This is a genomic window from Mesorhizobium sp. M8A.F.Ca.ET.161.01.1.1 (assembly GCF_004792105.1).
Lineage (GTDB): Bacteria > Pseudomonadota > Alphaproteobacteria > Rhizobiales > Rhizobiaceae > Mesorhizobium.
Genome location: NZ_SRTD01000004.1, coordinates 364544 through 385506, shown reverse-complemented (window position 1 = coordinate 385506; position 20963 = coordinate 364544). Strand labels below are relative to the sequence as shown.

Annotated in this window: 23 protein-coding genes and 2 tRNA genes; 10 read left to right on the top strand and 15 right to left on the bottom strand. The window is 63.0% G+C overall.

Translation table 11 applies throughout. The annotated features are described in order from the left end of the window. The first annotated feature begins 43 nt into the window (after positions 1-43). Entirely contained in the window at positions 44-289 is a 246-nt protein-coding gene (locus EN804_RS13430) for a zinc-finger domain-containing protein (protein ID WP_015318409.1), read from the top strand. A gap of 20 nt (positions 290-309) precedes the next feature. Continuing rightward, on the top strand, positions 310-1548 hold the full coding sequence (locus EN804_RS13425) for an FAD-dependent monooxygenase (protein WP_135919722.1): 1239 nt from the start codon (positions 310-312) through the stop codon (positions 1546-1548). Between the two features lie 17 nt (positions 1549-1565). Here the strand turns inward: EN804_RS13425 and EN804_RS13420 are convergent, their stop codons facing one another. The 7 genes from EN804_RS13420 to EN804_RS13390 all read right to left on the bottom strand — a co-directional run bounded on the left by EN804_RS13420 (position 1566) and on the right by EN804_RS13390 (position 8545). Then, positions 1566-2231, bottom strand: a complete 666-nt coding sequence (locus EN804_RS13420; protein WP_135919720.1) for a TIGR02117 family protein — start codon at positions 2229-2231, stop codon at positions 1566-1568. 114 nt (positions 2232-2345) lie between these two features. Beyond that, positions 2346-3149, bottom strand: a complete 804-nt coding sequence (locus tag EN804_RS13415; RefSeq protein ID WP_127277334.1) for an amino acid ABC transporter ATP-binding protein — start codon at positions 3147-3149, stop codon at positions 2346-2348. A 24-nt stretch (positions 3150-3173) separates the two neighbouring features. Next, positions 3174-4331 carry an amino acid ABC transporter permease gene (locus EN804_RS13410; protein ID WP_127277336.1) on the bottom strand — a complete coding sequence of 386 codons (1158 nt, stop codon included), beginning with the start codon at positions 4329-4331 and terminating at the stop codon, positions 3174-3176. 4 nt (positions 4332-4335) lie between these two features. Beyond that, positions 4336-5523, bottom strand: coding sequence for an amino acid ABC transporter permease (locus EN804_RS13405; RefSeq protein WP_135883567.1), 1188 nt, complete (start codon positions 5521-5523; stop codon positions 4336-4338). A gap of 62 nt (positions 5524-5585) precedes the next feature. Beyond that, positions 5586-6614, bottom strand: a complete 1029-nt coding sequence (locus tag EN804_RS13400) for an amino acid ABC transporter substrate-binding protein (protein WP_127871480.1) — start codon at positions 6612-6614, stop codon at positions 5586-5588. Positions 6615-7039: 425 nt separating this feature from the next. After that, on the bottom strand, positions 7040-7900 hold the full coding sequence (locus EN804_RS13395) for a DUF2182 domain-containing protein (RefSeq protein ID WP_135919718.1): 861 nt from the start codon (positions 7898-7900) through the stop codon (positions 7040-7042). Between the two features lie 9 nt (positions 7901-7909). Beyond that, positions 7910-8545: a DUF1326 domain-containing protein gene (locus EN804_RS13390; protein ID WP_127871479.1), complete on the bottom strand. Its 636-nt coding sequence runs from the start codon at positions 8543-8545 to the stop codon at positions 7910-7912. Positions 8546-8888: 343 nt separating this feature from the next. Between EN804_RS13390 and EN804_RS13385 the strand changes: the two genes are divergently transcribed. From EN804_RS13385 to EN804_RS13365, 5 genes are all read left to right on the top strand, one after another. After that, positions 8889-10070 carry a cystathionine beta-lyase gene (locus EN804_RS13385; protein WP_135883565.1) on the top strand — a complete coding sequence of 394 codons (1182 nt, stop codon included), beginning with the start codon at positions 8889-8891 and terminating at the stop codon, positions 10068-10070. 218 nt (positions 10071-10288) lie between these two features. Beyond that, the gene (locus EN804_RS13380; protein WP_135919716.1) at positions 10289-11368 is read left to right on the top strand and encodes an HPP family protein; all 1080 of its coding nucleotides are present in this window, start codon (positions 10289-10291) and stop codon (positions 11366-11368) included. Positions 11369-11510: 142 nt separating this feature from the next. Further along, positions 11511-12197 carry an RNA polymerase sigma factor gene (locus EN804_RS13375; protein WP_189521790.1) on the top strand — a complete coding sequence of 229 codons (687 nt, stop codon included), beginning with the start codon at positions 11511-11513 and terminating at the stop codon, positions 12195-12197. A 105-nt stretch (positions 12198-12302) separates the two neighbouring features. Next, the gene (locus EN804_RS13370) at positions 12303-12827 is read left to right on the top strand and encodes a DUF4142 domain-containing protein (protein WP_135919714.1); all 525 of its coding nucleotides are present in this window, start codon (positions 12303-12305) and stop codon (positions 12825-12827) included. Next, complete coding sequence (locus EN804_RS13365; RefSeq protein ID WP_167531204.1) at positions 12824-13147, top strand: cupredoxin family copper-binding protein; 324 nt, start codon at positions 12824-12826, stop codon at positions 13145-13147. The genes EN804_RS13370 and EN804_RS13365 overlap by 4 nt, the downstream gene beginning before the upstream one ends. 160 nt (positions 13148-13307) lie before the next feature. On the opposite strand, the gene EN804_RS13360 is transcribed toward EN804_RS13365, so the two are convergent. Then, on the bottom strand, positions 13308-14198 hold the full coding sequence (locus EN804_RS13360; protein WP_127276652.1) for a crotonase/enoyl-CoA hydratase family protein: 891 nt from the start codon (positions 14196-14198) through the stop codon (positions 13308-13310). An 85-nt stretch (positions 14199-14283) separates the two neighbouring features. Here EN804_RS13360 and EN804_RS13355 point away from each other — a divergent pair, with 85 nt between their 5' ends. Next, entirely contained in the window at positions 14284-14877 is a 594-nt protein-coding gene (locus EN804_RS13355) for a TetR/AcrR family transcriptional regulator (RefSeq protein ID WP_135919712.1), read from the top strand. Here the strand turns inward: EN804_RS13355 and EN804_RS13350 are convergent. From EN804_RS13350 to EN804_RS13325, 6 genes are all read right to left on the bottom strand, one after another. Beyond that, on the bottom strand, positions 14874-16100 hold the full coding sequence (locus EN804_RS13350; RefSeq protein WP_127276647.1) for an anion transporter: 1227 nt from the start codon (positions 16098-16100) through the stop codon (positions 14874-14876). The two genes, EN804_RS13355 and EN804_RS13350, sit on opposite strands and share 4 nt — an antisense overlap. 149 nt (positions 16101-16249) lie before the next feature. Beyond that, positions 16250-17212 (bottom strand): glycosyltransferase family 4 protein, encoded by a 963-nt coding sequence (locus EN804_RS13345; protein WP_127276645.1) that lies wholly within the window; start codon positions 17210-17212, stop codon positions 16250-16252. Positions 17213-17420: 208 nt separating this feature from the next. Continuing rightward, a complete protein-coding gene (locus EN804_RS13340; RefSeq protein ID WP_135919710.1) occupies positions 17421-18209 on the bottom strand; it encodes a GGDEF domain-containing protein in 789 nt (262 codons plus the stop codon). A 191-nt stretch (positions 18210-18400) separates the two neighbouring features. Continuing rightward, the gene (locus EN804_RS13335; protein WP_127276641.1) at positions 18401-18622 is read right to left on the bottom strand and encodes a hypothetical protein; all 222 of its coding nucleotides are present in this window, start codon (positions 18620-18622) and stop codon (positions 18401-18403) included. A gap of 284 nt (positions 18623-18906) precedes the next feature. Continuing rightward, positions 18907-18983 (bottom strand) — tRNA-Arg (locus EN804_RS13330). 45 nt (positions 18984-19028) lie between these two features. Beyond that, the gene (locus EN804_RS13325) at positions 19029-19334 is read right to left on the bottom strand and encodes an ETC complex I subunit (RefSeq protein ID WP_127276639.1); all 306 of its coding nucleotides are present in this window, start codon (positions 19332-19334) and stop codon (positions 19029-19031) included. Positions 19335-19458: 124 nt separating this feature from the next. On the opposite strand from EN804_RS13325, the gene EN804_RS13320 reads away from it, so the two are divergent. Further along, positions 19459-19535, top strand: a tRNA-Pro gene (locus tag EN804_RS13320). Between the two features lie 146 nt (positions 19536-19681). After that, positions 19682-20068, top strand: a complete 387-nt coding sequence (locus tag EN804_RS13315; protein ID WP_245511625.1) for a hypothetical protein — start codon at positions 19682-19684, stop codon at positions 20066-20068. A 190-nt stretch (positions 20069-20258) separates the two neighbouring features. On the opposite strand, the gene hdaA is transcribed toward EN804_RS13315, so the two are convergent. Further along, positions 20259-20963, bottom strand: coding sequence for a DnaA regulatory inactivator HdaA (hdaA, locus tag EN804_RS13310; RefSeq protein ID WP_127276636.1), 705 nt, complete (start codon positions 20961-20963; stop codon positions 20259-20261).

The window sequence follows — 20963 nt, the reverse complement described above, 5'->3', positions numbered from 1 at the left end:
TGATATGATCCAGATGCAGAGAGACTGCGTTAAGGAGACGACGATGGCAGGCGGTTCCATTCCCCATTTCCAGAACGATGCGGGCCATCCGGCAATCGACATCGGGGTCAAGGAATTCATGTGCACGGGCGCCAACCCGCCTTTCGATCATCCGCATGTGTTTCTCGACATGGGCGACGACAATGAGAAAGTCTGCCCCTACTGCTCGACCCTCTACCGCTATTCGCCAAAGCTGAAGGCGACGGAAACCCTGCCCGCGGGCTGCCTCTACATCGACCAGGCCGCCTGAAGCCTTTCGCGGCAAACCGGATGGACGACACGCGCTCCCGGCAAGTCGTCATCGCCGGAGCTGGCATTGCCGGACTGACCGCGGCGGTTGCCTTCGCCGAACGCGGTTATCCCGTGCAGGTGTTCGAGCAGGCGCAGCGCCTTGAAGCGGTCGGCGCGGGCATCCAGCTCTCTCCCAATGCGACACGCATCCTTCGTCAACTCGGCGTGCTCGACCGACTGCTGTCGGCGGTGGTAAGGCCGGAGGCCGTGGTATTGAAGGACGCAAGGACGTTGCGCCAACTGGCGCGCGTGCCGCTAGGGGAAGCCGGCGAGAGCCGCTGGGGCGCGCCCTATCTCGTCGCCCACCGGGCCGATGTGCAGAGCGCGTTGATGGCACGGGTTGCCGAGATACCTGATATCCATCTCACCGTCGGGGCGCGCGTCCAAAGAATTGCGACTGGCAGCCATGGTGTCACGGCGGCCGTCGAGATAGGTGGCAATACGGCGGAGGAACAAGGCTCCTTGCTGGTCGGCGCCGATGGCGTCTGGTCGTCGGTGCGCGAGCTTGTCGATGCACAAAGGATGGCATCGCCAAGAAGCCGTTTTTCGGGAGAGTTGGCCTGGCGCACCACCGTCGCGGCAGACAGCAGCGCCGGGCGGGCCTTCGCCGCGATCGGTGCAGCCGATTGCGTCACGACTTTCCTGCATACGGGTTTCCACATGGTCGTCTATCCCGTCAGTAAGGGCGACGCATTCAACCTCGTCGCCTTCACCAAAGGCGAGCGCATTACCGAGGGCTGGTCCGGCCATGCCGATCCCGGCATACTCGCCGCCGCCATGCGCGGCACCGCGCCAGGACTCGTGAAGCTGGTGGAAATAGCCGGCCCGTGGCTGACCTGGCCGCTGCATACCGTCGAACAGAGACAGCCTTGGACAATGCCAGCCGGCATCGCGCTGATCGGCGACGCCGCGCACGCAATGACGCCGTTCGCGGCGCAAGGTGCCGCCATGGCAATCGAGGACGCCGCGACGCTTGCCAACCTCCTCGCCGACTTCCCCGGCGACCTGACACAAAGCCTCACCATCTGGGAGCACCTAAGACGACCGCGCATCGAAAAGGTGCTGAAACGCGGCGCGCTCAACCGCCTCGCCTGGCACGCCCGGGGACCGGTGGCATTGGCGCGCAATCTGGTCCTGGCGACTCGGCCAGGAGAGAAGCTCGCGGCGGATTTGGATTGGCTTTACGGCTGGGAACAGCAGAACATCATCCGTCGCTGAAAGCAACTGCGGCAAAGCTAATTATACAGCCGCATCGACAACCCAAGCGATGCCGGCAGCGGGTTCCACCAGCCGGTGCGCAGGCCGGCAGTGCGCAGTGCGGCCGCAGCCCAGGTGTTGCAGCCGATCAGCGCGTTGAAACGGCCATTGGCCTCATAAAAACGGTCGAAATTGGAATAGGCGGCATTGTCGATGACGATCGGGCCGCTCGGTCCCTGCTGAAAACTCGCTTCGACAAAGTCGAGCAACGCGGCAAAACGGTCCTCGTCCACGTCGAAGCCGGCGATATCGGGGCGCGGCTCGGAGATATCGCCGGCGACGTCGACATGCATCACCGAAGCATCGAGTGTCAGCGCCTTGAATACCGGCAGCGCCTTCACTTGCGACCATGTCGGCGTTTCCAGGTAGAAGGCGCGCCCGCCCCAGCCGAAGACGAGGTAGCGCACTTCGGGGGCGTCCGAAGGCAGGCCGGCATCGGCAAGAAAACGGAAGCGCCGGCGCACCCCGTCATCCACCGGAATGGCGATGTCGGTGTGGATTGGGTTCTTCAGCACCAATATGCGCCGCGTGCCCTCGCCTGCGGCAGCCGTGGGCCAGAGCGGCCGCGGCACCAGCGTGCCGAGCGACAAAGCGAGCACCACTGCGGCAACCAGCATGACCAGCAAACGCAGGAGTTTTTTCATCGGTGCGGCTTCGCGATTCGTCGCGGCTCAATGGAGAAGATCATTATCCGATCGGCCAGACGCAAAAAGCCCGGCCATGGCACGGCCGGGCTTCCCCTGATTCCAGTGAAGCGCTCAGTGCAGAATCTGCGACAGGAACAGTTTCGTGCGTTCGTGGCGCGGATGGTCGAAGAACTCGGCCGGCGTGTTCTGCTCGACGATCTGGCCCTGATCCATGAAGATCACCCGGTTGGCGACTTTCCGCGCAAAACCCATCTCGTGGGTGACGCACAGCATGGTCATGCCTTCCTCGGCCAGCCCCACCATGGTCTCCAGCACTTCCTTGATCATTTCAGGGTCGAGCGCCGAGGTCGGCTCGTCGAACAGCATGATGCGCGGGTTCATGCACAGCGAGCGTGCGATCGCCACGCGCTGCTGTTGGCCGCCGGAAAGCTGGCCCGGATATTTGTTGGCCTGCTCGGGAATCTTGACACGCTTGAGGAAATGCATGGCGATTTCCTCGGCCTGCTTCTTCGGCGTCTTGCGCACCCAGATCGGCGCCAGTGTGCAGTTCTCCAGGATGGTCAGATGCGGGAACAGGTTGAAGTGCTGGAACACCATGCCGACCTCGCGGCGCACCTCGTCGATCTTCTTGAGATCGTTGGTGAGTTCCTTGCCGTCGACGATGATCTTGCCCTTCTGGTGCTCCTCCAGCCGGTTGATGCAGCGGATCATGGTCGACTTGCCGGAGCCGGACGGGCCGCAAATGACGATGCGCTCGCCGCGCATCACTTTCAGGTTGATGTCCTTCAGCACATGGAACTCGCCGTACCATTTGTGCATGGCGACGATGTCGATGGCGACATCGGTGGTGGAAATCTGCATCTTGGCGGCGTTGACCTTGATCTCTTCCGCGCTGACGGCGTTTTCGGTGGCCATGGCTGGGTCCCCTTGTTCTTTTGTTTAGCGTTTGTAGCCGGTGTCGAGCCGGCGTTCCGTGTACATTGAATAGCGCGACATGCCGAAGCAGAACAGCCAGAAGACGAAGGCCGCGAACACAAGACCGGATTTCGCGGTCTGCGCCGTTGCCCAGTTGGCATCGGAGAAGTTCTGCTTGACGATGCCGAGCAGGTCGAACATCGAGATGATGAGGACCAGGCTGGTGTCCTTGAACATGCCGATGAAGGTGTTGACGATGCCGGGAATGACCAGCTTCAGCGCCTGCGGCAGCACTATCAGGCCCATCTTCTGCCAGTAGCCGAGGCCGAGCGAATCGGCGCCTTCATACTGTCCCTTCGGGATCGCCTGCAGGCCGCCGCGCACGACTTCGGCCATGTAGGCGGCGGCAAACAGCGACACGCCGATCAGCGCCCTCAGATATTTGTCGAAGGTGACGCCGGCCGGCAGGAACAGCGGCAGCATGACGCTGACGAAGAACAGCACCGTGATCAGCGGTATGCCGCGCACGGCTTCGATGAAGATGACGCACAGCATCTTGACGATCGGCATCTTCGAGCGCCGGCCGAGCGCCAGCACAGTGCCCAGCGGCAGCGACACGGCGATGCCGACGAAGGACAGGCTCAGCGTGATCAGCAGCCCGCCCCAGCGTGAGGTTTCGACATGCGGCAGGCCGAATATGCCGCCGACCAGAAGGAAGAAGGAAACGATCGGCAGCACCAGGAACAGCAGGATCGCGTTCAACCCCTTGCGCGGCACACGTGGCATCAGCATCGGCACCAGCAGTGCCACGAACAGGATGGCGACCAGGATCGGCCGCCAGCGCTCCTCGACCGGATAGGTGCCGAACATGAACTGGCCGAACTTGGCATTGACGAAAGCCCAGCAGGCGCCGCTCCAGCCGTCGGGCTGAATGCCGCCTTGCGCAACGGTCGCGCAGACCGTGCGGTCCGGCCCGGTCCACTGTGCGTTGATGAACGCCCAGTTGATGACCTGCGGCAGTACCCAGGCGACGATGACGATGCCGAGGATGGTGAGGATGGTGTCGCCGACCGAACCGATCAGGTTCCTGCGCACCCAGGCGACGGGACCGCTGACGCTCGCTGGCGCGGGCTGCGCCAGCGCCATTTCGGTCCGCACCCAGGACATGTCGTGTTCCTGCATGGCTCTACCTCTCCACCAGCGCCATTCTGGCGTTGACCACGTTCATCACGGCCGAGGTCACCAGGCTGAGTATGAGATAGGCGATCATCATGATCAGCACGCCTTCGACCGCTTGTCCGGTCTGGTTCAGAACCGTGCCGGCTGTCGCCGTCAGGTCGGGATAACCGATGGCAATCGCCAGCGAGGAGTTCTTGGTCAGGTTGAGATACTGGCTGGTCAGCGGCGGAATGACGATGCGCATGGCCTGCGGCACCACGACCAGCCGCAGGATCGACCCGGATCGCAGACCAAGCGCTGCCGCCGCCTCGGTCTGGCCCTTGCTGACGCCCCTGATGCCGGCGCGCACGATTTCGGCGATGAAGGCCGCCGTGTAGCAGGATAGCGCCAGATAGAGCGACAGGAATTCCGGCTTGACCTGGAAGCCGCCGGTCAGGTTGAACGTCGACTGTTTTGGAAGATCGAAGCTCAGCGGAAAGCCGCTCAGCACGTAAGCGAGCAGCGGCAGGCCGACGATCAGCGCGGCGGAAGTCCAGAACACGGGAAATTGCTGGCCTGTCGCCATCTGCCGCTGACGCGCCCTGCGGGCGACGAACCACGACATCGCGATGCCCACGACGAGGGCGACCAGGATCAGCCAGGAGCCGTCGCCCCAGACCGGGCGCGGAAAATAGAAGCCGCGCTGGTTGAGGAAGGAGCCGAAGGGCAGATGATAGGAGTCGCGCGGCGCCGGCAGCACGGCGAGCACGCCGGAATACCAGAAGAAGATGACCAGCAGCGGCGGGATGTTGCGGAAAATCTCGACATAGACCGTGCAGATCTTCTGGATCAGCCAGTTCTGCGACAGGCGACCGATGCCGATGATGAAGCCGATGATGGTGGCGGTGATGATGCCGGCGGCGGCAACGATGATGGTGTTGATCAGGCCGACGATGATGGCTCGGCCATAGGTCGAGTCCGACGTATAGGCGATCGGCGTGTCCGATATGTCGAAGCCGGCGCGCCCCTTGAGGAAGCCGAAGCCCGAGGCGATGTGCAGGCGATGCAGATTGTCGATGACGTTCTGCACGATCCACCAGATGGAGCCGAACAACAAGACGACGACCAGCGTCTGGAAGAAGAGACTGCGTATTCTCGGATCATTGACGAAGGAGCCGCGGCTCGGCTCCTCGCGTAGGATTTCCTGCGATGCCATGTCACGTCCCCTGTGAAAGAGAAACCGGAAGGCAGGTGCCTGCCTTCCGGATCACATTTCGATCAGCGGATCGGCGGAGCGTATTGCAGGCCGCCCTTGGTCCACAGCGCGTTGATGCCGCGGGCGATCTTCAGCGGGCTGCCCGAACCGACATTGCGGTCGAACATTTCGCCGTAATTGCCGGTCGCCTTGACGATGTTGACGACCCAGTCGTTGGAGACGCCGAGATCGGTGCCGATCTTGGTGTCGGCCTCCTGGCCGAGCACGCGCTTGATCTCCGGGCTGGCGGAGTTCTTCATCTCGTCGACATTGGCCTTGGTGATGCCGAGCTCCTCGGCGTCGAGCAGAGCGAAATAGGTCCACTTGACGATGTGGTACCACTGGTCGTCGCCCTGGCGAACGGCAGGTCCGAGCGGCTCCTTCGAGATGATCTCGGGCAGCACGACGTGATCGGCCGGCGAGCCGAGCGTCAAGCGAATGCCGTAAAGGCCCGACTGGTCGGTGGTGTAGACGTCGCAGCGGCCGGCATCATAGGCGGCGTTGACCTCTTCCAGCTTCTCGAAGACGACCGGATTGTACTCCATCTTGTTCGCCTTGAAGTAGTCGGCGAGGTTGAGCTCGGTGGTCGTGCCGCTCTGCACGCAGACGGCGGCGCCCGAAAGCTGCAGCGCCGAATTGACGCCCGGCAGCTTCTTGGCGTTGATCATGAAACCCTGGCCGTCATAGTAGGTCGTGCCGATGAAATTCAGGCCAAGCGCGGTGTCGCGGTTGATCGTCCAGGTGGTGTTGCGCGACAGGATGTCGACCTCGCCGGACTGCAGCGCGGTGAAGCGCTCCTTGGCGCTGAGCGGCGTGAACTTGACCTTGGTGCCATCACCGAAGACGGCGGCGGCAACCGCGCGGCAGAAATCGGCGTCGATGCCTTGCCAGTCGCCCTTGTCGTCCGGCGCCGAGAAGCCGGCCAGACCGGTCGAGACGCCGCACTGGATGAAGCCCTTCGCCTTGACGGTGTCGAGCGTGCCGGCCGACGCGGCCGACGCCATCAGTCCGAGCGTGGCGACGCCGAGAATGCCGATAGCAATGTGTTTCATAACCCACAGACCCTTTTCTGTTTTTTCAGGCAGTGACCCTGATCTTTTCTCCCGTGTGAACGCAGCTCCCATCCCGGCCCATTCCCGGCACCCCGCGTCGCAAATCGACGCGCCGCCTCCCATTCACGAACAGCATCGAAGGCGATAATTCTCGTGAGGTCAAGGAAAATGACCGAATTGCAACGGGTTTGAAAATCGATTGTCCGAAATGCCTGAATTGCAGACAAACGCGCCCGCGATTTAGTCACAAGCGCGAATTGAATCGGCAAAGCTCATTTGCCGCGGATGTGAGCCGGTTCCGTGAAATCCATTGCCGGCAATACCTGAGTGTTACTGCCTCCAGCACGAAATGCATTGACGTCGCGGAATACCCCCGGCCGGCGATTGCCGGTCAATATTGCTCGTGAACAAAGCCGGTACGCAGGTCAAAGCGCGGGAAAGACGAGCCAGACGCCGATCGCAACCATCAATGCGCCGGAGATGCGCGGGATCAATTGGCCGGCCGGGACCATCTTCTCCAAGAGAACAAGGATGGCGATGCCGGCGATCCACAGGACGTTCATGACACCGCCGACAAACAGTAAGGCCATCAGTGCCCAGCAGCAGCCGAGACAATAGGCGCCGTGGCCGATGCCGAGCCGAAGCGCGCCGGGCGGGGTGGTGCGGAAGCCGCCATGGCTGGCCAGGAATGCGATCGGCGTCTGGCATTGGCGCAGGCAGACGCCCTTGACCGGCGTCCATTGATAGAGGCCGGCGGCGATCAGGACGAGGCCACCGAGGGTCGCACTGTTGGTAGCCATTGCCGGATCAAGCAAGGCGAAATGGGCGAGCAGCCATTGCGCGCCGGTGGCCGCGATGCTGAAGACGATCCAGACGATGAGATAGCCGGCAAAGAACCATGCCGTCGACGCGATAGGCTGGCCATCGACCCGTGCCTTGCGGCCGACGCCTGCATAGAGCAGCAACATCGGCGCGACCGAAGGCGTCATCATGCCGACCATCATCACGGCCCACATGGTGAAGATGAAGACGAAATCGGCCGATGCCCAGGTCCTGAAACCCGGCGCCACGGCGGCGCCCATATCCATGCCGCCAATATCCGTGTTCGACATGTCCATCCCGGCCATGCCGCCTGTCGCGCCGTCCGCGACGGGGACACCAGGCATGGCCATGTCGGCGGCGAGCCAAAGAACATAGGTCCAGGCGAGCAAGGCAATCACGACGAGCGCCGTCATCACGACCGCGCGGTCGCGCCGCAGCACAGCCTCGAGAGCCGTGTCGCCCATTGGATCAGGTCAATGCACGACGCCGCTCTGCGTGAGATGCAGATTGGCGAAATGGCTGTGCGTGTCGGCCACCTCGAACTTGATCGGGCCCGTCGCCTTGGTCCAGCCACGACCGATCTCGGCGATCGCGTATTCGAAGCCGTGCGGCAGGTCGATGCGCGCCCTGTGCTCGGCACCGGTGACCGGGTTCTTGATCGGCTCGCCATGGCCGTCGGTGACGCCCTTGACGTGCAGCCGGCCGGTTCGCGCGTCGACGTCGACCTTGAAATCGATCGCGGCGAAGATCGGATCGTGGAATTTCTCCAGCGTGGTCGAAAAGACCTGGAATATCGTTGCGCCCGGCTCGGTGTCCTGGCCGCCCAGTATGCGAAGCAGGGCTTCACGCTGGGCTTCGCTGGCCCTCTCGTCGATAACCACCGCGGCTTCGCCCCTGCCCTGGTGGATCGCGCCGGGCCAACTGAAAATGCCGACGAACCGCAACCCGTCCAGCTTGGTGTCGCCGTGATGGCCGGTCTCGATCTCCATGCCGGCCACGGCCTGGCAGAATCCGTATGTCGGCATGGCGTTGAACTGGCACGGACAGCCATAGGCGCAATTGCAGTTGATGAATTCGCGCGCCTTCATCGTCCATTTGACGTCAGGCATGGCCTTCCTCCCTTTGCCGCGCGGTGGGCGCGATACCCGGATTGGGGACCAGGAGAGGTAGCCGGCAAAACCATCCGGCAGCATCTGATCGAAGCAATCCGGCGATTAATATTAGGGCTTGATTATATATCTTTCACAGCCGGCTACAATAGGCCGGCCGGCCGGCGACTGGGCGTCCGGCAAGGCACGGCCGCCCTGGTCGGTCCGATTCAGATCAACCCCCAGCTGTTTTCCGGACCCAGGAATTGGCATATTCGAAGTCCATTCCTGGCGGACAGTGGGCTGTTGCACGGTCCACGACGCCGCACTATGGCTAGCGCCTTATCAGACAGGGCGACCAAGAATGGCGAAAGACGGCAGCGAGCAGGGTTCCGGCAAGGTGGGCATCAACACCCGGCTTGCCCATTCAGGCAACAACCCGCACGATTATTTCGGCTTCGTCAATCCGCCGGTGGTGCACGCCTCGACCGTGCTGTTCCCCAATGCCGCCGCGATGGCCGCACGCAACCAGAAATACACTTACGGCACGCGCGGAACACCGACGACCGATGCCCTCGCACAGGCGATCGATGCGCTGGAGGGGTCCGCCGGCACGATCGTGGTGCCATCGGGCCTGGCGGCGGTGACCATTCCGCTGCTCGCCTTCGTATCGGCGGGCGACCATCTGCTAATCGTCGATTCCGTTTATCACCCCACGAGAAACTTCGCCGATACGATGCTGAAGCGATTGGGCGTCGAGGTCGAGTATTATGCGCCCCGTATCGGCGCCGGCATCGCGGCCTTGATCAAGCCGAACACCAAAGTGGTGTTCACCGAATCGCCGGCCTCCAACACATTCGAGGTGCAGGATATCCCGGCGATCGCCAAGGCGGCGCATGCGGCCGGCGCCATCGTGATGATGGACAACACCTGGGCGACACCACTCTATTTCCGGCCGCTCGACCACGGCGTCGACATCTCGATCCACGCGGCGACGAAATATCCGGCCGGCCATTCGGACGTGCTCCTCGGCACGGTCTCGGCCAATGAGGCCTGCTGGAAGCAGCTCTACGAGAGTTTTTGCACGCTTGGCTGCTGTTCGGGACCCGACGATGTCTATCAGGTGCTGCGCGGCCTGCGCACGATGGGCGTGCGGCTCGACCATCATCAGCGCAGCGCGCTTGCCATCGCCTCATGGCTCGAAAGCCAGCCGGGCGTGGCGCGGGTGCTCCACCCTGCCCTTCCCAGCCATCCGGACCACGATCTGTGGAAGCGGGACTTTTGCGGTTCGAGCGGCATCTTTTCGATCGTGCTGGCCGGCGGTGGCCAGCGGGAGCAGCACGCTTTCCTCGACGCATTGCGCATCTTCGGTCTCGGCTATTCCTGGGGCGGCTATGAGAGCCTGGCTGTGCCGGTCTGGCTTGTCGACCGCGTCGTTGCGAAAGGCCCTTATGAAGGTCCGTTGATCCGCTTGCAGATCGGCCTCGAGGATGTCGACGACCTGAAAGCCGACATCATGCGCGGGCTTGCAGCGGCCGCCGCCTGATCTGTCTGGCCGCCCAGAAGAGTTGGCGAACGGCCACAACACACTGACGCTGATGGCAAAGCGCGAGCCGCTCGCAGCATCCCGGCGAGCGGTCTCGCGCAATATTATTCTCCCACGCCGCGACTTTGCGGATTTGTTTGACTTTCAAATCCGCGAGTTCGGCTCCATTGCGTTGGACAGGGCGTCCGCGCCAAATCCATTTCGTCATAAAGCTTGCCATGGCCTTTCGTTTTTTTGTTCCCATCCTCGCCGGCGCGACGCTGCGTGAACGCGTCCTGGCGTGTATCGGCGCCACGATCGGCATTGCCCTGACCGGCGTGATCAGCGGGCTGGCGATGGGCGGCGGCCCGCATGTGGCCCTGCTGGTGGCGCCGATGGGCGCCTCCGCCGTGCTTCTGTTCGCCGTGCCGGCGAGCCCGCTGGCTCAGCCCTGGTCGATCATCGGCGGCAATTCCATATCGGCGCTGGTCGGCGTGACCGTGGCGCATTTCATCCATGATCCGGTGATGGCCTCGGGTCTCGCGGTGGCCTTGGCCATCGCCGCGATGTCGTTCACGCGCTGCCTGCATCCGCCAGGTGGTGCCGCCGCGCTGACGGCGGTGCTCGGCGGGCCGGCCGTCATCAGCGCGGGCTTCCTGTTCCCGTTCGTGCCGGTGGCCTTGAATTCGACCATCCTGGTGGCGCTGGGCTTCCTTTTCCACAAGCTGGCGCGGCGCAACTACCCGCATGTCGCCGCACCGCCCGCAAACAGCCACGGTACCGCCGATCCGCCGGCTCAGCAGCGCGCCGGTTTCCGGCCCGAGGACATCGACGCGGCGCTGACGGCGCTCGACGAGACCTTCGATATCGACCGCGACGACCTCGAACGACTGCTGCGACAGGTCGAATTGCAGGCCATGGTGCGGTCGCACCGGACGCTGCTGTGCGAGGACATCATGTCGCGCGACGTGATTTCGGTGGCCGAACAAGCCACCACCGACGAAGCACGCCAGCAACTGCTCGATCATAATATCCGTACGTTGCCGGTGGTCGATGCGGATGCCCGGCTGGTTGGCGCCGTCGGCCTGCGCGAGCTGACGAAAGCCGTCGATACGGTGAAGGGCGTGATGGCAAAAGCCGGCACCGCCTCGCCCGAGACGCCGGCGATAAGCCTGCTTCCCGTGCTGACCGACGGCCGCAGCCATGCCGTGGTCATCGTCGACGGCGAGCGGCGCATTCTCGGCCTGATCACGCAGACCGACCTGCTGGCGGCGGCCGCCCGCGTGCAGACGGCAGACAAGGGTCTGGCAGCGGCCTAGAATAGCGGACGTGGATCCCACCGATCTGGGAACCTTTTGCCGGCAGGCGCATCCAACGTGCAGTCAAGCGCCTGTTCGAAGAGGCGCCTGTTCGAAGAGGCGCCTGTTCGAAGAGGCGTCTGTTCAGGGAGATCCGGTCGCGATGAGCAAGCTCGCAACGCCCGCCACGGTGCCTATGATTGCCGAAAGCCTTTCCGGCGACATGCTGCTCGTCCACCGGGCGCTGGCGCGCGAACCGGATGCCTTTCGCGCCATCATGAAGATACACAACCAGCGGCTCTACCGCATCGCGCGCGGCATTCTGCGCAACGACGCCGAAGCCGAGGATGTCGTCCAGGAGGCCTATGTCAGCGCCTTTGTCAGCCTGGCGGCGTTTCGCGGCGAATCCACGCTTGCCACATGGCTGTCGCGCATCGTCATCAACGAAGCTCTCGGCCGCCTGCGCAAGAAGCGTCGCACAGTGGAGATGCCTGACAACCCGGAACCGCAAATCATCCGGTTTCCCCTCAATTCCAACGACGATCCGGAGCGGGCGATGGCGCAGCGGCAGATTCTCGCACTTGTCGAACGGGCGACCGACAGTCTGCCCGACATCTACCGCATGGTCTTCGTCGCCCGCGTCATCGAGGGCCTGAGCATGGAGGAAACCGCCGATTTGCTTGGTGTGCGGCCGGAGACCATCAAGACGAGGCTGCACCGGGCCCGTGTCCTGCTGCGCAAGGCGCTGGACAATGAAATCGGTCCGGTGCTGCTCGATGCCTTCCCGTTCGCCGGACGGCGCTGCGAGCGACTGACCCAGGCGGTGATGGGACGGCTGGGTTTCGAATGATGCCGTCCTGATTTTCCGGGAACGTTTCCTCCCGTCGCGCATCCAATGAGCGTCAACTGAAATTTGAGCCCCGCGCCTCCGCGCGGTCGGGCCAAGGAGGATGCCATGTTCACCCGATATACCGTTGCCCTTGCCGCCCTGCTTCTCGTCGGCGCTGCCCCGGTCGCGCAAGCCGCCGACAAGCCGACGGACCCGCAGATCGCCCATATCGCCTATACGGCCGGCGTCATCGACATCGAGGCGGCCAAGCAGGCGATCAAGAAATCAAAGAGCAAGGAGGTGATCGATTTCGCCAAGGACATGGAGCGCGACCACGAAGCGGTGAACAAGCAGGCGCTCGATCTCGTCAAGAAGCTGAAGGTGAAGCCCGAGGACAACGCCACCAGCCAGGCGCTGACCAAGGCCGCGACTGAGGAACGCGCCAAGCTCGCCAAGCTGAAAGGTGCGGCTTTCGACAAGGCCTATATCGAAAACGAGGTCGCCTATCACAAGCAGGTCAACGGCGCGCTCGAAACGCTGCTCATTCCCTCGGCCAGCAATGCCGAACTGAAGAGCCTGCTTGAGACCGGCCTCAGGATCTTCCAGGGCCATGAGCAGCATGCCGAACACGTTGCCGGCATGCTGAAATGAAAGCAGGCGCCTTGAAACGTCTGACGTGGCTGGCAATGCTGGCGCTGACCCTTACGGCGGCGCCGGCGGCGGCCGCAACCATCCAGGTGACGATCGACAGGCTCGTCTACTCGCCGGCCAGCGTCGATGCGAAGGTCGGCGACACGATCGAGTGGGTGAACAAGGACGTGATCGCCCATACGGCTACGGTGAAGGGTGGCTGGGAGGTGATGATCCCGCCGAAGAAGTCGGCAAGCCTGAATTTGAAGGCGGCGGGAACCATCGACTACTTCTGCCGCTTCCACCCCAACATGAAAGGCCGCTTGGTGGTGGCGCCGTGAGACTGAGAGATCGATGGCGAAAAGACCACTTCGCCGTCGATCGGAATATTAGAGCAAATCCAGGAAAAGTGCGTGGCGGTTTTCCGTCCGGGATTGCTCCAGGTCTATCGGCCACGGCTCTCTTTGAAGGTTCGGTGACTTGTGTTGCTCCCGCTAGACGTCAAGGGCCGTGTGGCGGCGAAGGCGTCCTGGTCCGCGTCCCGCGCCGGTCGATCGCCAACGAGGCTCGCCGCGCCTCATCGGGCCGTGTGATATGGGTCCACGAACCGTCGTAGCTCGGCTTGCGCCGCTCGATCCACGCATTCAGCCCTTCACGCAGGTCGGCGGTCGGAGCCATGCGGGCGAATTGCTCCGCCTCAATCAGCAGCCCCTCGGCAATACCCTGGTTGAGGCCCCTCGCCACCGCCGTGAGAATGCCGGTGACGGCCGGTCCGGAATGCCGCAGGATACGCTTGGCCAGATCAAATGCCGCCGGCATCAGTTCGGCATGCGGAACAACCTCGTTGACGAGACCCAGCTCAAGCGCCCGCGGCGGCGGAAACCAGTCGCCCGTCAACAGCAGTTCGAGCGCCCGCTTGCGCCCGGCCAGCCTCGGCAGGCGTTGGGTTCCACCAAAAGTCGGCGGCATTGCAAGGTTGATTTCGGGCTTGGCGAACAGCGCACGGTCACTGGCGATGGCGAGCGGAACGGCCTCGGTGATTTCGCAGCCACCGCCAAAGGCAATGCCGTTGACGGCAGCGATGACCGGTTTGCGGAACGCTTCCAGCCGTGCCGTCAGCCGCTGCCCGCGCATGACGAAGTCGCGCATTGCGATATCGGCGCCAAGCGCCACGCTGGCCGAGAATTCATGGATGTCGCCACCCGCCGAAAAAGCCCGCTCCCCTGCTCCGGTGAGGATGACAACCCGGACGCCGTCATCGACTTCAATGTCGTCGAGAACCGCAAGCAGGCGATCGATCAAGGCATAATTCAGTGCATTGAGCTTTTCGGGACGATTGAGGGTGAGGACGGTAACCCCGTCGCGGGTCTCGCTCAGGACAAGATCGGTCATTTGGCTTCCTTCCAGCTTGTTGACGAGTTGGAAGGTTACGTCGTTCGCACCTTGTGTATATTCACTAGTCGGTATACTTAGACCCATGGCCGAAGCACAAAGCCCCACCCGCAAGCGCCTAGTCGATGCCGCAACCAGATTGTTCTACGCGGAAGGAATCGGCCGTGTCAGTGTCGACGCCGTCGCCGAGGAAGCGGGCCTCACCAAGCGGACGCTCTACTACCACTTCAAGAGCAAGGACGACCTCATCGCAGCCTATCTCGACGGCCGCGATCAGCCCAATCTGAAACGGATGGCCGGCTGGTTCGAAGCCGAGCAAGGGGGCGTGGACAGCAAGGTCGAAGCCATCTTCACCAATCTGGCCCGGGCCACGCGCCATCCAAAATGGAAGGGATGCGGCTTCCTGCGCACAGCTGCCGAGCTTGCCTCGATGCCTGGACACCCGGCGGTCGAGGTCGGGGCGCGGCACAAATCCAACTTCGAGACATGGCTGGCCACGGAATTGTCCGGGGACGATATCGAGGGGCCGCAGGCACTGGCCCGCGAGATCGTGCTGCTGATAGACGGCTGCTTTTCGATCATGCTGATCCATCGCAATCCCGACTACGTCGAAGCCGCCGGACGAGCCGCGGCGACGCTGGTCAGGGCGCGGATGTCGGTCAGTCAGATGCAGGGCTAGGCCCCGAACGCCAGCCACGCCGTACCGGCGGCGAGCGTGATCAGTGTCAGCGGCAGGCCGACCTTGAAGAAGGCACCGAAAGACAACGGTGTACCAGCGGCCTTGGATTGTTCGGCGACGATCAGGTTGGCGACCGAGCCGAGCAAGGTGAAGTTGCCGGCCAGCGTCGAACTCATGGCCACCACCAGCCAGGCGCGCTCGGGGTTTTCCAGGCCGGGTATGAATGGCCTGAGCGCCAGCACGGCAGGAACATTGCTCATGATGTTGGACAACACGGCGGTGAACCCCGACAGCCTCCAGACGTCGTCGAGCCCGATGTTCTTGGCGGAGGCGATCATGTCAGGCGTCAGCAGCGTCTTTTCCGCGCCGGCAACCACCACGAACAGACCCGCGAACATGAACAGCAGCGGTCCGTCGATCTCATGGTAGATGCGCGATGGCTTGATGGCGCGCGTGAGCAGCAGGATGGCGCCGCCGATGAGCGCCGCCTTGGCTACGGGAACACCGGCGAAGAAGGCGATCGCCAGCCCGATGCAGACGACCACGGCCTTCAGCACCTGGCCACGATGCATGCGGCCGCGCGAGATGTGTGGCGCCAGTTCGCCGTTGCGCCTGAATTCGGCGCGATAGACGATCCGCACAATGACGATGACCGCGACAAGGCCGAACAAGGCGACCGGCGCGAGCGCCGCCGAAAAGGCCGGATAGGAAATCCCCGACAGCGCGCCGATGACCATGTTCTGCGGGTTGCCCGTGATGGTGGCGACGCTGCCGCAGTTCGAAGCGGTGGCGGTGGCGATCAGATAGGGGATCGGATTGCGGTTGATGACACGGGTGACGTGGACGACGATCGGCGCCATGACCAGGCAGATGGCGTCGTTGACCAGGAAGGCGGACAGAACGCCGGTCAGGAGCGTCACCATCACCAGGAGCATGAACGGCGCATGCGCGTGCTCGATGGCAATGGCGCCGAGACCGCGAAAGGCGCCCGATACTTTCAGATGCGCCACCACGATCATCATGCCGAGCAGAAGCGTGATGGTGTCGAAATTGATGGCGCGATAGGCATCCTCCATGCTGAGCGCGCCGATGGCGATCATCGCTGCGCCGCCAAGCAGCGCAATGCCCGCGCGGTCAAGCCGCAGGCCAGGGATGCGGCCGATGGCGACGCCGGCATAGGTAAGGACCAGGATCAGCAGTGCCGCGCCGCCCATCAATGTCATCGGTAGAAGCCCTGCTCGATCTGCCCGCGCGCCGATGCCGGCCGCCCGCGATTCACGTGATGCCAGCTTTAGCGCGATGTCGGGATTGATGCCAAACGGCTAGGTGGCTTGTTGGCGGAGAATATCTGAAGGCAGATGGCGCGGTGCGGCTAACGCCGATAGAAATCCAGCCGTTCTTGCAACGCCTGCGATGAAAACATCTGCTCGACGGTCAGCCGCGCCTTGCGGCCGACCGTCGCCCGCAGGCCCGGGTCGGCTTTGAGATCCGCCAGGATCCGCGCCGCCTGTTGTGTCGTTTCGAACAGGAAGCCGTTTTCGCCATGTCTGATGTGGTCGACGTAGCCACCATGCGAATGGCAGACCACGGGCAGGCCGCAGGCCATCGCCTCGAACACCACCCGGCCGAACGTCTCCACATGCGAACCGGTGCGATAGTAGAAGACGTCGAGCGTCGGCAGGAACTGTTCGGCGGCGAATTCACCCTGCGGCAGGAGTTCGAGTTGCGGATGCGGCGCGAGCTTGTCCTTGAGCGGCGTGCCGCCCTGAATACGGACCGCGGTGCCATCGCCAAGCAATGCCTCATAGAGCGCCACATCGTCGCGGTGATGCTTGTCCGCCGTGTCGCGGCTCAGCCGCCCCACCGTGAACGGACCGTTTGGCCTTGCCCGTCGTGGCGAGAAGCGCCCGATATCGATCGGCGAGGCATGGACGACGCCTTCGACCTGCAGCACGCGCCTCTGAAATTCGGAGATCAGCACCAGTTCGGCAGCCGGCCAACGCAGCAGGCGCGGCCTGCGTGTCGTCAGGGCGATGAGCTTGGGATGAAAGGTGTTGAAGACATAGATCAGCCGGCGCGGCCGCGGGATCAGGTAGGGCCACATTTTGTTGCGCCAATGCGCGCCAAGAAAGACATAGGTGCCGCCATCCGGCACATTGCGTGTTGCCGGCGAGACGCGGCGTATCGGAAATTCCTGCATCAGGCCTTCGGATACGCGCGACGAGGTTGCCCACAGGCACACCCGTGAGTCGGCGCCCAAGAGCCGGTACAACTCCAGGGTTTCGCGCTCACTGCCGCCAAACTGGTTCTGAAAGCCGTTGAATAGATGGATCATGGTCGCGGTGCTTACTCGGCTCTAGCCGGGCGTCTCGCCATTCAATTGCCTGCACCCAAGGGCCGTGCTGTACCCGCGAATGGCACGATCGAGGGACTAAGAAGCAGGACTATTTCTGGCGATACTCCGTACATTACTGCCCGGAGGAAGCACACGGTTAATCAAGCGTCAAGCAAGCGGTGGGTGTCAGCCTACTACGAGGCTGCCGTCAGTGCAGGGTAGCGGCGCTGGCCGGAGACGCCAGGGAGGCTTCCGCCGGATCGAAGCTGACCTGATCGCGTCCATTCGATTTCGCGGCATAAAGCCGTCTGTCGGCGGCCGAGAATATTGCCTCGTAGGTGGTCGGCCCGCTGAAGCTGGTACCGCCTATGCTGACGGAAAGCGGACAGGAGCGGCCGCCCGGGGAAAAGTCCATTTCGCGTATCCGTCGGCGGATGCTTTCGGCAACCAGCCAGGATTGCGAGGGGTCGACACCGGGAAGGAATACGCCGAACTCCTCGCCGCCGATGCGTCCGACGATATCGCCGCCGCGCAGCTGGCCCTTGATCGCCTGCGCGATCAGCTTGAGCGCCTGGTCGCCGCAATCATGGCCGAGGCGGTCGTTGATCGACTTGAAGTGGTCGGCATCGATGATCAGCAGCGCGCCGGAACGGGTCTCTTCCTGCTTGCGGGTCTGCTCGAGATAGGCCTCGACCAGCATAGAGAAGGCGCCGCGGTTCAGCACTGCCGTCAGGCTGTCCGTCGCGGCGATGACACTGAGGTCGCGCTGGGCTATCGCCAGTTGGCGGATCTTCCACATCAGGAAAAACAGAAACGAGCCACCCAGCACCAGGGGCAGCAGAAGGTCGGTCAGCTTTGCGCGCAAGACAGACTCGGGCGAAAGATAGGGGAAATTGAACGAATCGACGAAAAACGCCACGGCAATGAAGAATGCCGTGCCGGCGGCGGTGACGGCGATCACCCTGCCCCAGCTGGTCGGCGACAGGTCCAGCTTCATCCCCTTCACTCCGTTAGCCGTCCCTACTATGACGTGCCAACGCAAACAAAATGATAAGACTTTCCTTTCAATTCGAGATCGGATGGCAGGGAGACGGGATCGGATGGCCGGGGGCGGGCACGATCGCCAACAGGCGGCCGTGCCCCGGTGGTTGAAGGCTCATCGGATTCCTGACAGGGAGAATTCCGAAGTCAGCGGTTGGACGCCTGTCCAGCCGCCTCGACGACGAAGGATGCCGCGATCATGTCGTCGGCATCCAGCCACAAGGAACCGTCGCCGGCCCCCATGATGGCGGCGACCTTGTGAAAGGTTTTCATTTCATGGCCGGAAATTTCGGCATCCTGCATGCGGGCCCTGAGTTCGGCGATGCGCCGCACCAAGGCAGGGGACGTTCCAATCTCACGTTTCGACATGGCCTGGCTTCTCCTCCCCCAACCCATTCTCGTTGTGCCTGCCCTACCCTATTCGCCGGACCGCACATTGCCTTTTCATGAGGCTCCACGAATACAAGGCCCCGAACGCCTGGGCTTGGCCGAGGTTCCAACAGGACAGATCACGAAATAATTCCAGGGCCCCCCGCGCCGGTGGGCCCGAGACTGCCGTTCCAGGCCTCCATTGCACGGCGTCGCGGCACTGGCAGGCAAGGGTGAGGATTGGTTGACCTCGTCAGGTCATGCGGCGTAAGCCTTTGAAATTATGGCGATCCCGACAGGATTCGAACCTGTGACCATCGGCTTAGAAGGCCGGTGCTCTATCCAGCTGAGCTACGGGACCGCTGGCCGGCTCGGGGCCGGTAGATGTTCGCGCTGGGCTAGCCGGTCAATGCGTCCAGGGCGTCCTGCGGTCATAGCGGAAATTCTCCGCATAGGAAATCTGGCGGCGCTTGGGCTCTTTCGGCTCTTCGACGCGGAAGGCAAGCCCTTCCTTTTCGGCGTAGGCGACGGCCTCTTCCTTGGTGCCGAAGGTGAGCCTGATCTGGCTTCTCATGTCTCCCGACGTGGTGTAGCCCATCAGGGGGTCGATCTTCTTGCGCATCTCGGGATCGAATTCCAACACCCAGTGGCCGGTCTTGGCCTTGCCGGACTGCATCGCGGTTTTGGCTGGGCTGAAAATGCGCGCGGACATGGCCACCTCATTGTTGTGCAAGGCGGCATCGCCGCCCTAGGGCCGTCATTACTGCGCATTGGCAGCGGCGGCAAGGTTTTTGCACTTGCCATGTAACACCGAAATGAATAGGCAACAGACCGTTCGGAGTGTAGCGCAGGCTGGTAGCGCATCTGGTTTGGGACCAGAGGGTCGGGAGTTCGAATCTCTCCACTCCGACCATCCCTTCTTATCCCATGCGATCTAGGCGCCCTCGCCGGCGACGAGAGCCGCGATCAAGGCCGCCGTACTTGTCTTGCCCTTGATCGTCTTCGTTTCGCGCCGGCCAAGGTGCGCGCCTTCATCGACTTCGTGCAATCGCGTCTGGATTGAGCGAGCATCAAGGGCTTTTGGCCAATATCCGGGCTTCATCATTTCAGGCTCGCTTCCCTCGCTATTGCCGGCTTAAACTCCGGCAAAATGGGGGATTTGCGGTGCTTGGGATCGATGCCTGGGTGTCGCTGTTCGGGCCGGCCTATTTTGCCTATGCGGGCGTGACGGTTCCCTTCATGGTGACGTGGGCGATCGCCTGTGCAGCCTTGGCGATGTGGAACAATCGCGAGAGCCGCGGGCACGCCAGGCTGGCACCAGGCATCGTTGCCTCCCGTTCGTGGGCAGCCAGCACCGGGATTTTTGTGCTGGTCGCGGCCTGCTATATTGCCGCGCATTCAGCCGTCTATCTGTTGGTCCGGCATTTCGTCAGACTTTGGCTGTGATTGGCCGCAAGTGAAAGGCAAGCTCGCCGGGCGAGAACCCCAAGCACCTCATTCCCGGCGAGCCTACAACCTGATTTGGAACGCAATCAGGACCGGGGTCAGCCGGCAAGCTCACGCTGCAAGATGGGTGCCAGCTGTTATTTCCCGAAATGGGACGGCGGTTGCGGAGCGATTGTAACATCGAGGCACTCTAAATCTCGAATTCGCCCTGCCCCTCGTCCATGGCGTTGACGGTTTCGGCCGCCAATGCCCTTGTGATCGCCATCTTGCGCTCCAGCGCGGTGCGATCCAGACGCTCCACCACGCGCATCGCGGTGGCCAGCGAACGCTCGATGCGCCGCACCAGATACTGCACGACATGCGGTTCGACCTCGACCTGCCGGTCGGCGAACAGCTTGGTGATGACGCCGGCGAGCAGGAGATCGTCGGGCTCGTGGATCTCGACGGTCGCCGCCGCCTTCAAACGCGAGGCAAGATCGGGCAGCTTGACGCCCCAGGCCGACGGAAAGCGTCGCGCCGTCAAGAGCAGCGTCGAGCCGGCACCGCGCACGGCATTGATCAAATGGAACAGGCCCTGCTCATCGACCGCGCCGATATCGACATCGTCGATCAGCGCCGGTCGCGCACCGAGATTGGCGATGCTGTCGCCCATGCGCCTGGCGTCGACGGCAAGCGCGTTGGCGCGGGCACGCCAGATCGAGGCCAGGTGCGTTTTGCCCGAACCAGCGGGGCCTGCCAGCACCACCACCGGTGCTGGCCAATCCGGCCAGCGGTCGACCAGCGCGGCCGCCTGGTTGTTGGTGCCGGAGACGACCAGCTCGTCGCGCGAATAACCGGTGCCGTGGCCGAGATCGAGCGGCAGCTGGCGCGGCGGGTCGGTTCGCTGGGCAGTCAC

Coding starts and splice junctions, on each gene's coding strand:
- EN804_RS13420 (WP_135919720.1), bottom strand. CDS start 2,231: ATGAAAAAACTCCTGCGTTTGCTGGTCATGCTGGTTGCCGCAGTGGTG.
- EN804_RS13350 (WP_127276647.1), bottom strand. CDS start 16,100: ATGACATTGATGGGCGGCGCGGCACTGCTGATCCTGGTCCTTACCTAT.
- EN804_RS13375 (WP_189521790.1), top strand. CDS start 11,511: ATGAGCAAGCTCGCAACGCCCGCCACGGTGCCTATGATTGCCGAAAGC.
- EN804_RS13390 (WP_127871479.1), bottom strand. CDS start 8,545: ATGCCTGACGTCAAATGGACGATGAAGGCGCGCGAATTCATCAACTGC.
- EN804_RS13365 (WP_167531204.1), top strand. CDS start 12,824: ATGAAAGCAGGCGCCTTGAAACGTCTGACGTGGCTGGCAATGCTGGCG.
- EN804_RS13430 (WP_015318409.1), top strand. CDS start 44: ATGGCAGGCGGTTCCATTCCCCATTTCCAGAACGATGCGGGCCATCCG.
- EN804_RS13325 (WP_127276639.1), bottom strand. CDS start 19,334: ATGTCCGCGCGCATTTTCAGCCCAGCCAAAACCGCGATGCAGTCCGGC.
- EN804_RS13410 (WP_127277336.1), bottom strand. CDS start 4,331: ATGCAGGAACACGACATGTCCTGGGTGCGGACCGAAATGGCGCTGGCG.
- EN804_RS13395 (WP_135919718.1), bottom strand. CDS start 7,900: ATGGGCGACACGGCTCTCGAGGCTGTGCTGCGGCGCGACCGCGCGGTC.
- EN804_RS13360 (WP_127276652.1), bottom strand. CDS start 14,198: ATGACCGATCTTGTCCTGAGCGAGACCCGCGACGGGGTTACCGTCCTC.
- EN804_RS13425 (WP_135919722.1), top strand. CDS start 310: ATGGACGACACGCGCTCCCGGCAAGTCGTCATCGCCGGAGCTGGCATT.
- EN804_RS13405 (WP_135883567.1), bottom strand. CDS start 5,523: ATGGCATCGCAGGAAATCCTACGCGAGGAGCCGAGCCGCGGCTCCTTC.
- EN804_RS13415 (WP_127277334.1), bottom strand. CDS start 3,149: ATGGCCACCGAAAACGCCGTCAGCGCGGAAGAGATCAAGGTCAACGCC.
- EN804_RS13400 (WP_127871480.1), bottom strand. CDS start 6,614: ATGAAACACATTGCTATCGGCATTCTCGGCGTCGCCACGCTCGGACTG.
- EN804_RS13380 (WP_135919716.1), top strand. CDS start 10,289: ATGGCCTTTCGTTTTTTTGTTCCCATCCTCGCCGGCGCGACGCTGCGT.
- EN804_RS13370 (WP_135919714.1), top strand. CDS start 12,303: ATGTTCACCCGATATACCGTTGCCCTTGCCGCCCTGCTTCTCGTCGGC.
- EN804_RS13335 (WP_127276641.1), bottom strand. CDS start 18,622: ATGTCGAAACGTGAGATTGGAACGTCCCCTGCCTTGGTGCGGCGCATC.
- EN804_RS13345 (WP_127276645.1), bottom strand. CDS start 17,212: ATGATCCATCTATTCAACGGCTTTCAGAACCAGTTTGGCGGCAGTGAG.
- EN804_RS13385 (WP_135883565.1), top strand. CDS start 8,889: ATGGCGAAAGACGGCAGCGAGCAGGGTTCCGGCAAGGTGGGCATCAAC.
- EN804_RS13355 (WP_135919712.1), top strand. CDS start 14,284: ATGGCCGAAGCACAAAGCCCCACCCGCAAGCGCCTAGTCGATGCCGCA.
- EN804_RS13340 (WP_135919710.1), bottom strand. CDS start 18,209: ATGAAGCTGGACCTGTCGCCGACCAGCTGGGGCAGGGTGATCGCCGTC.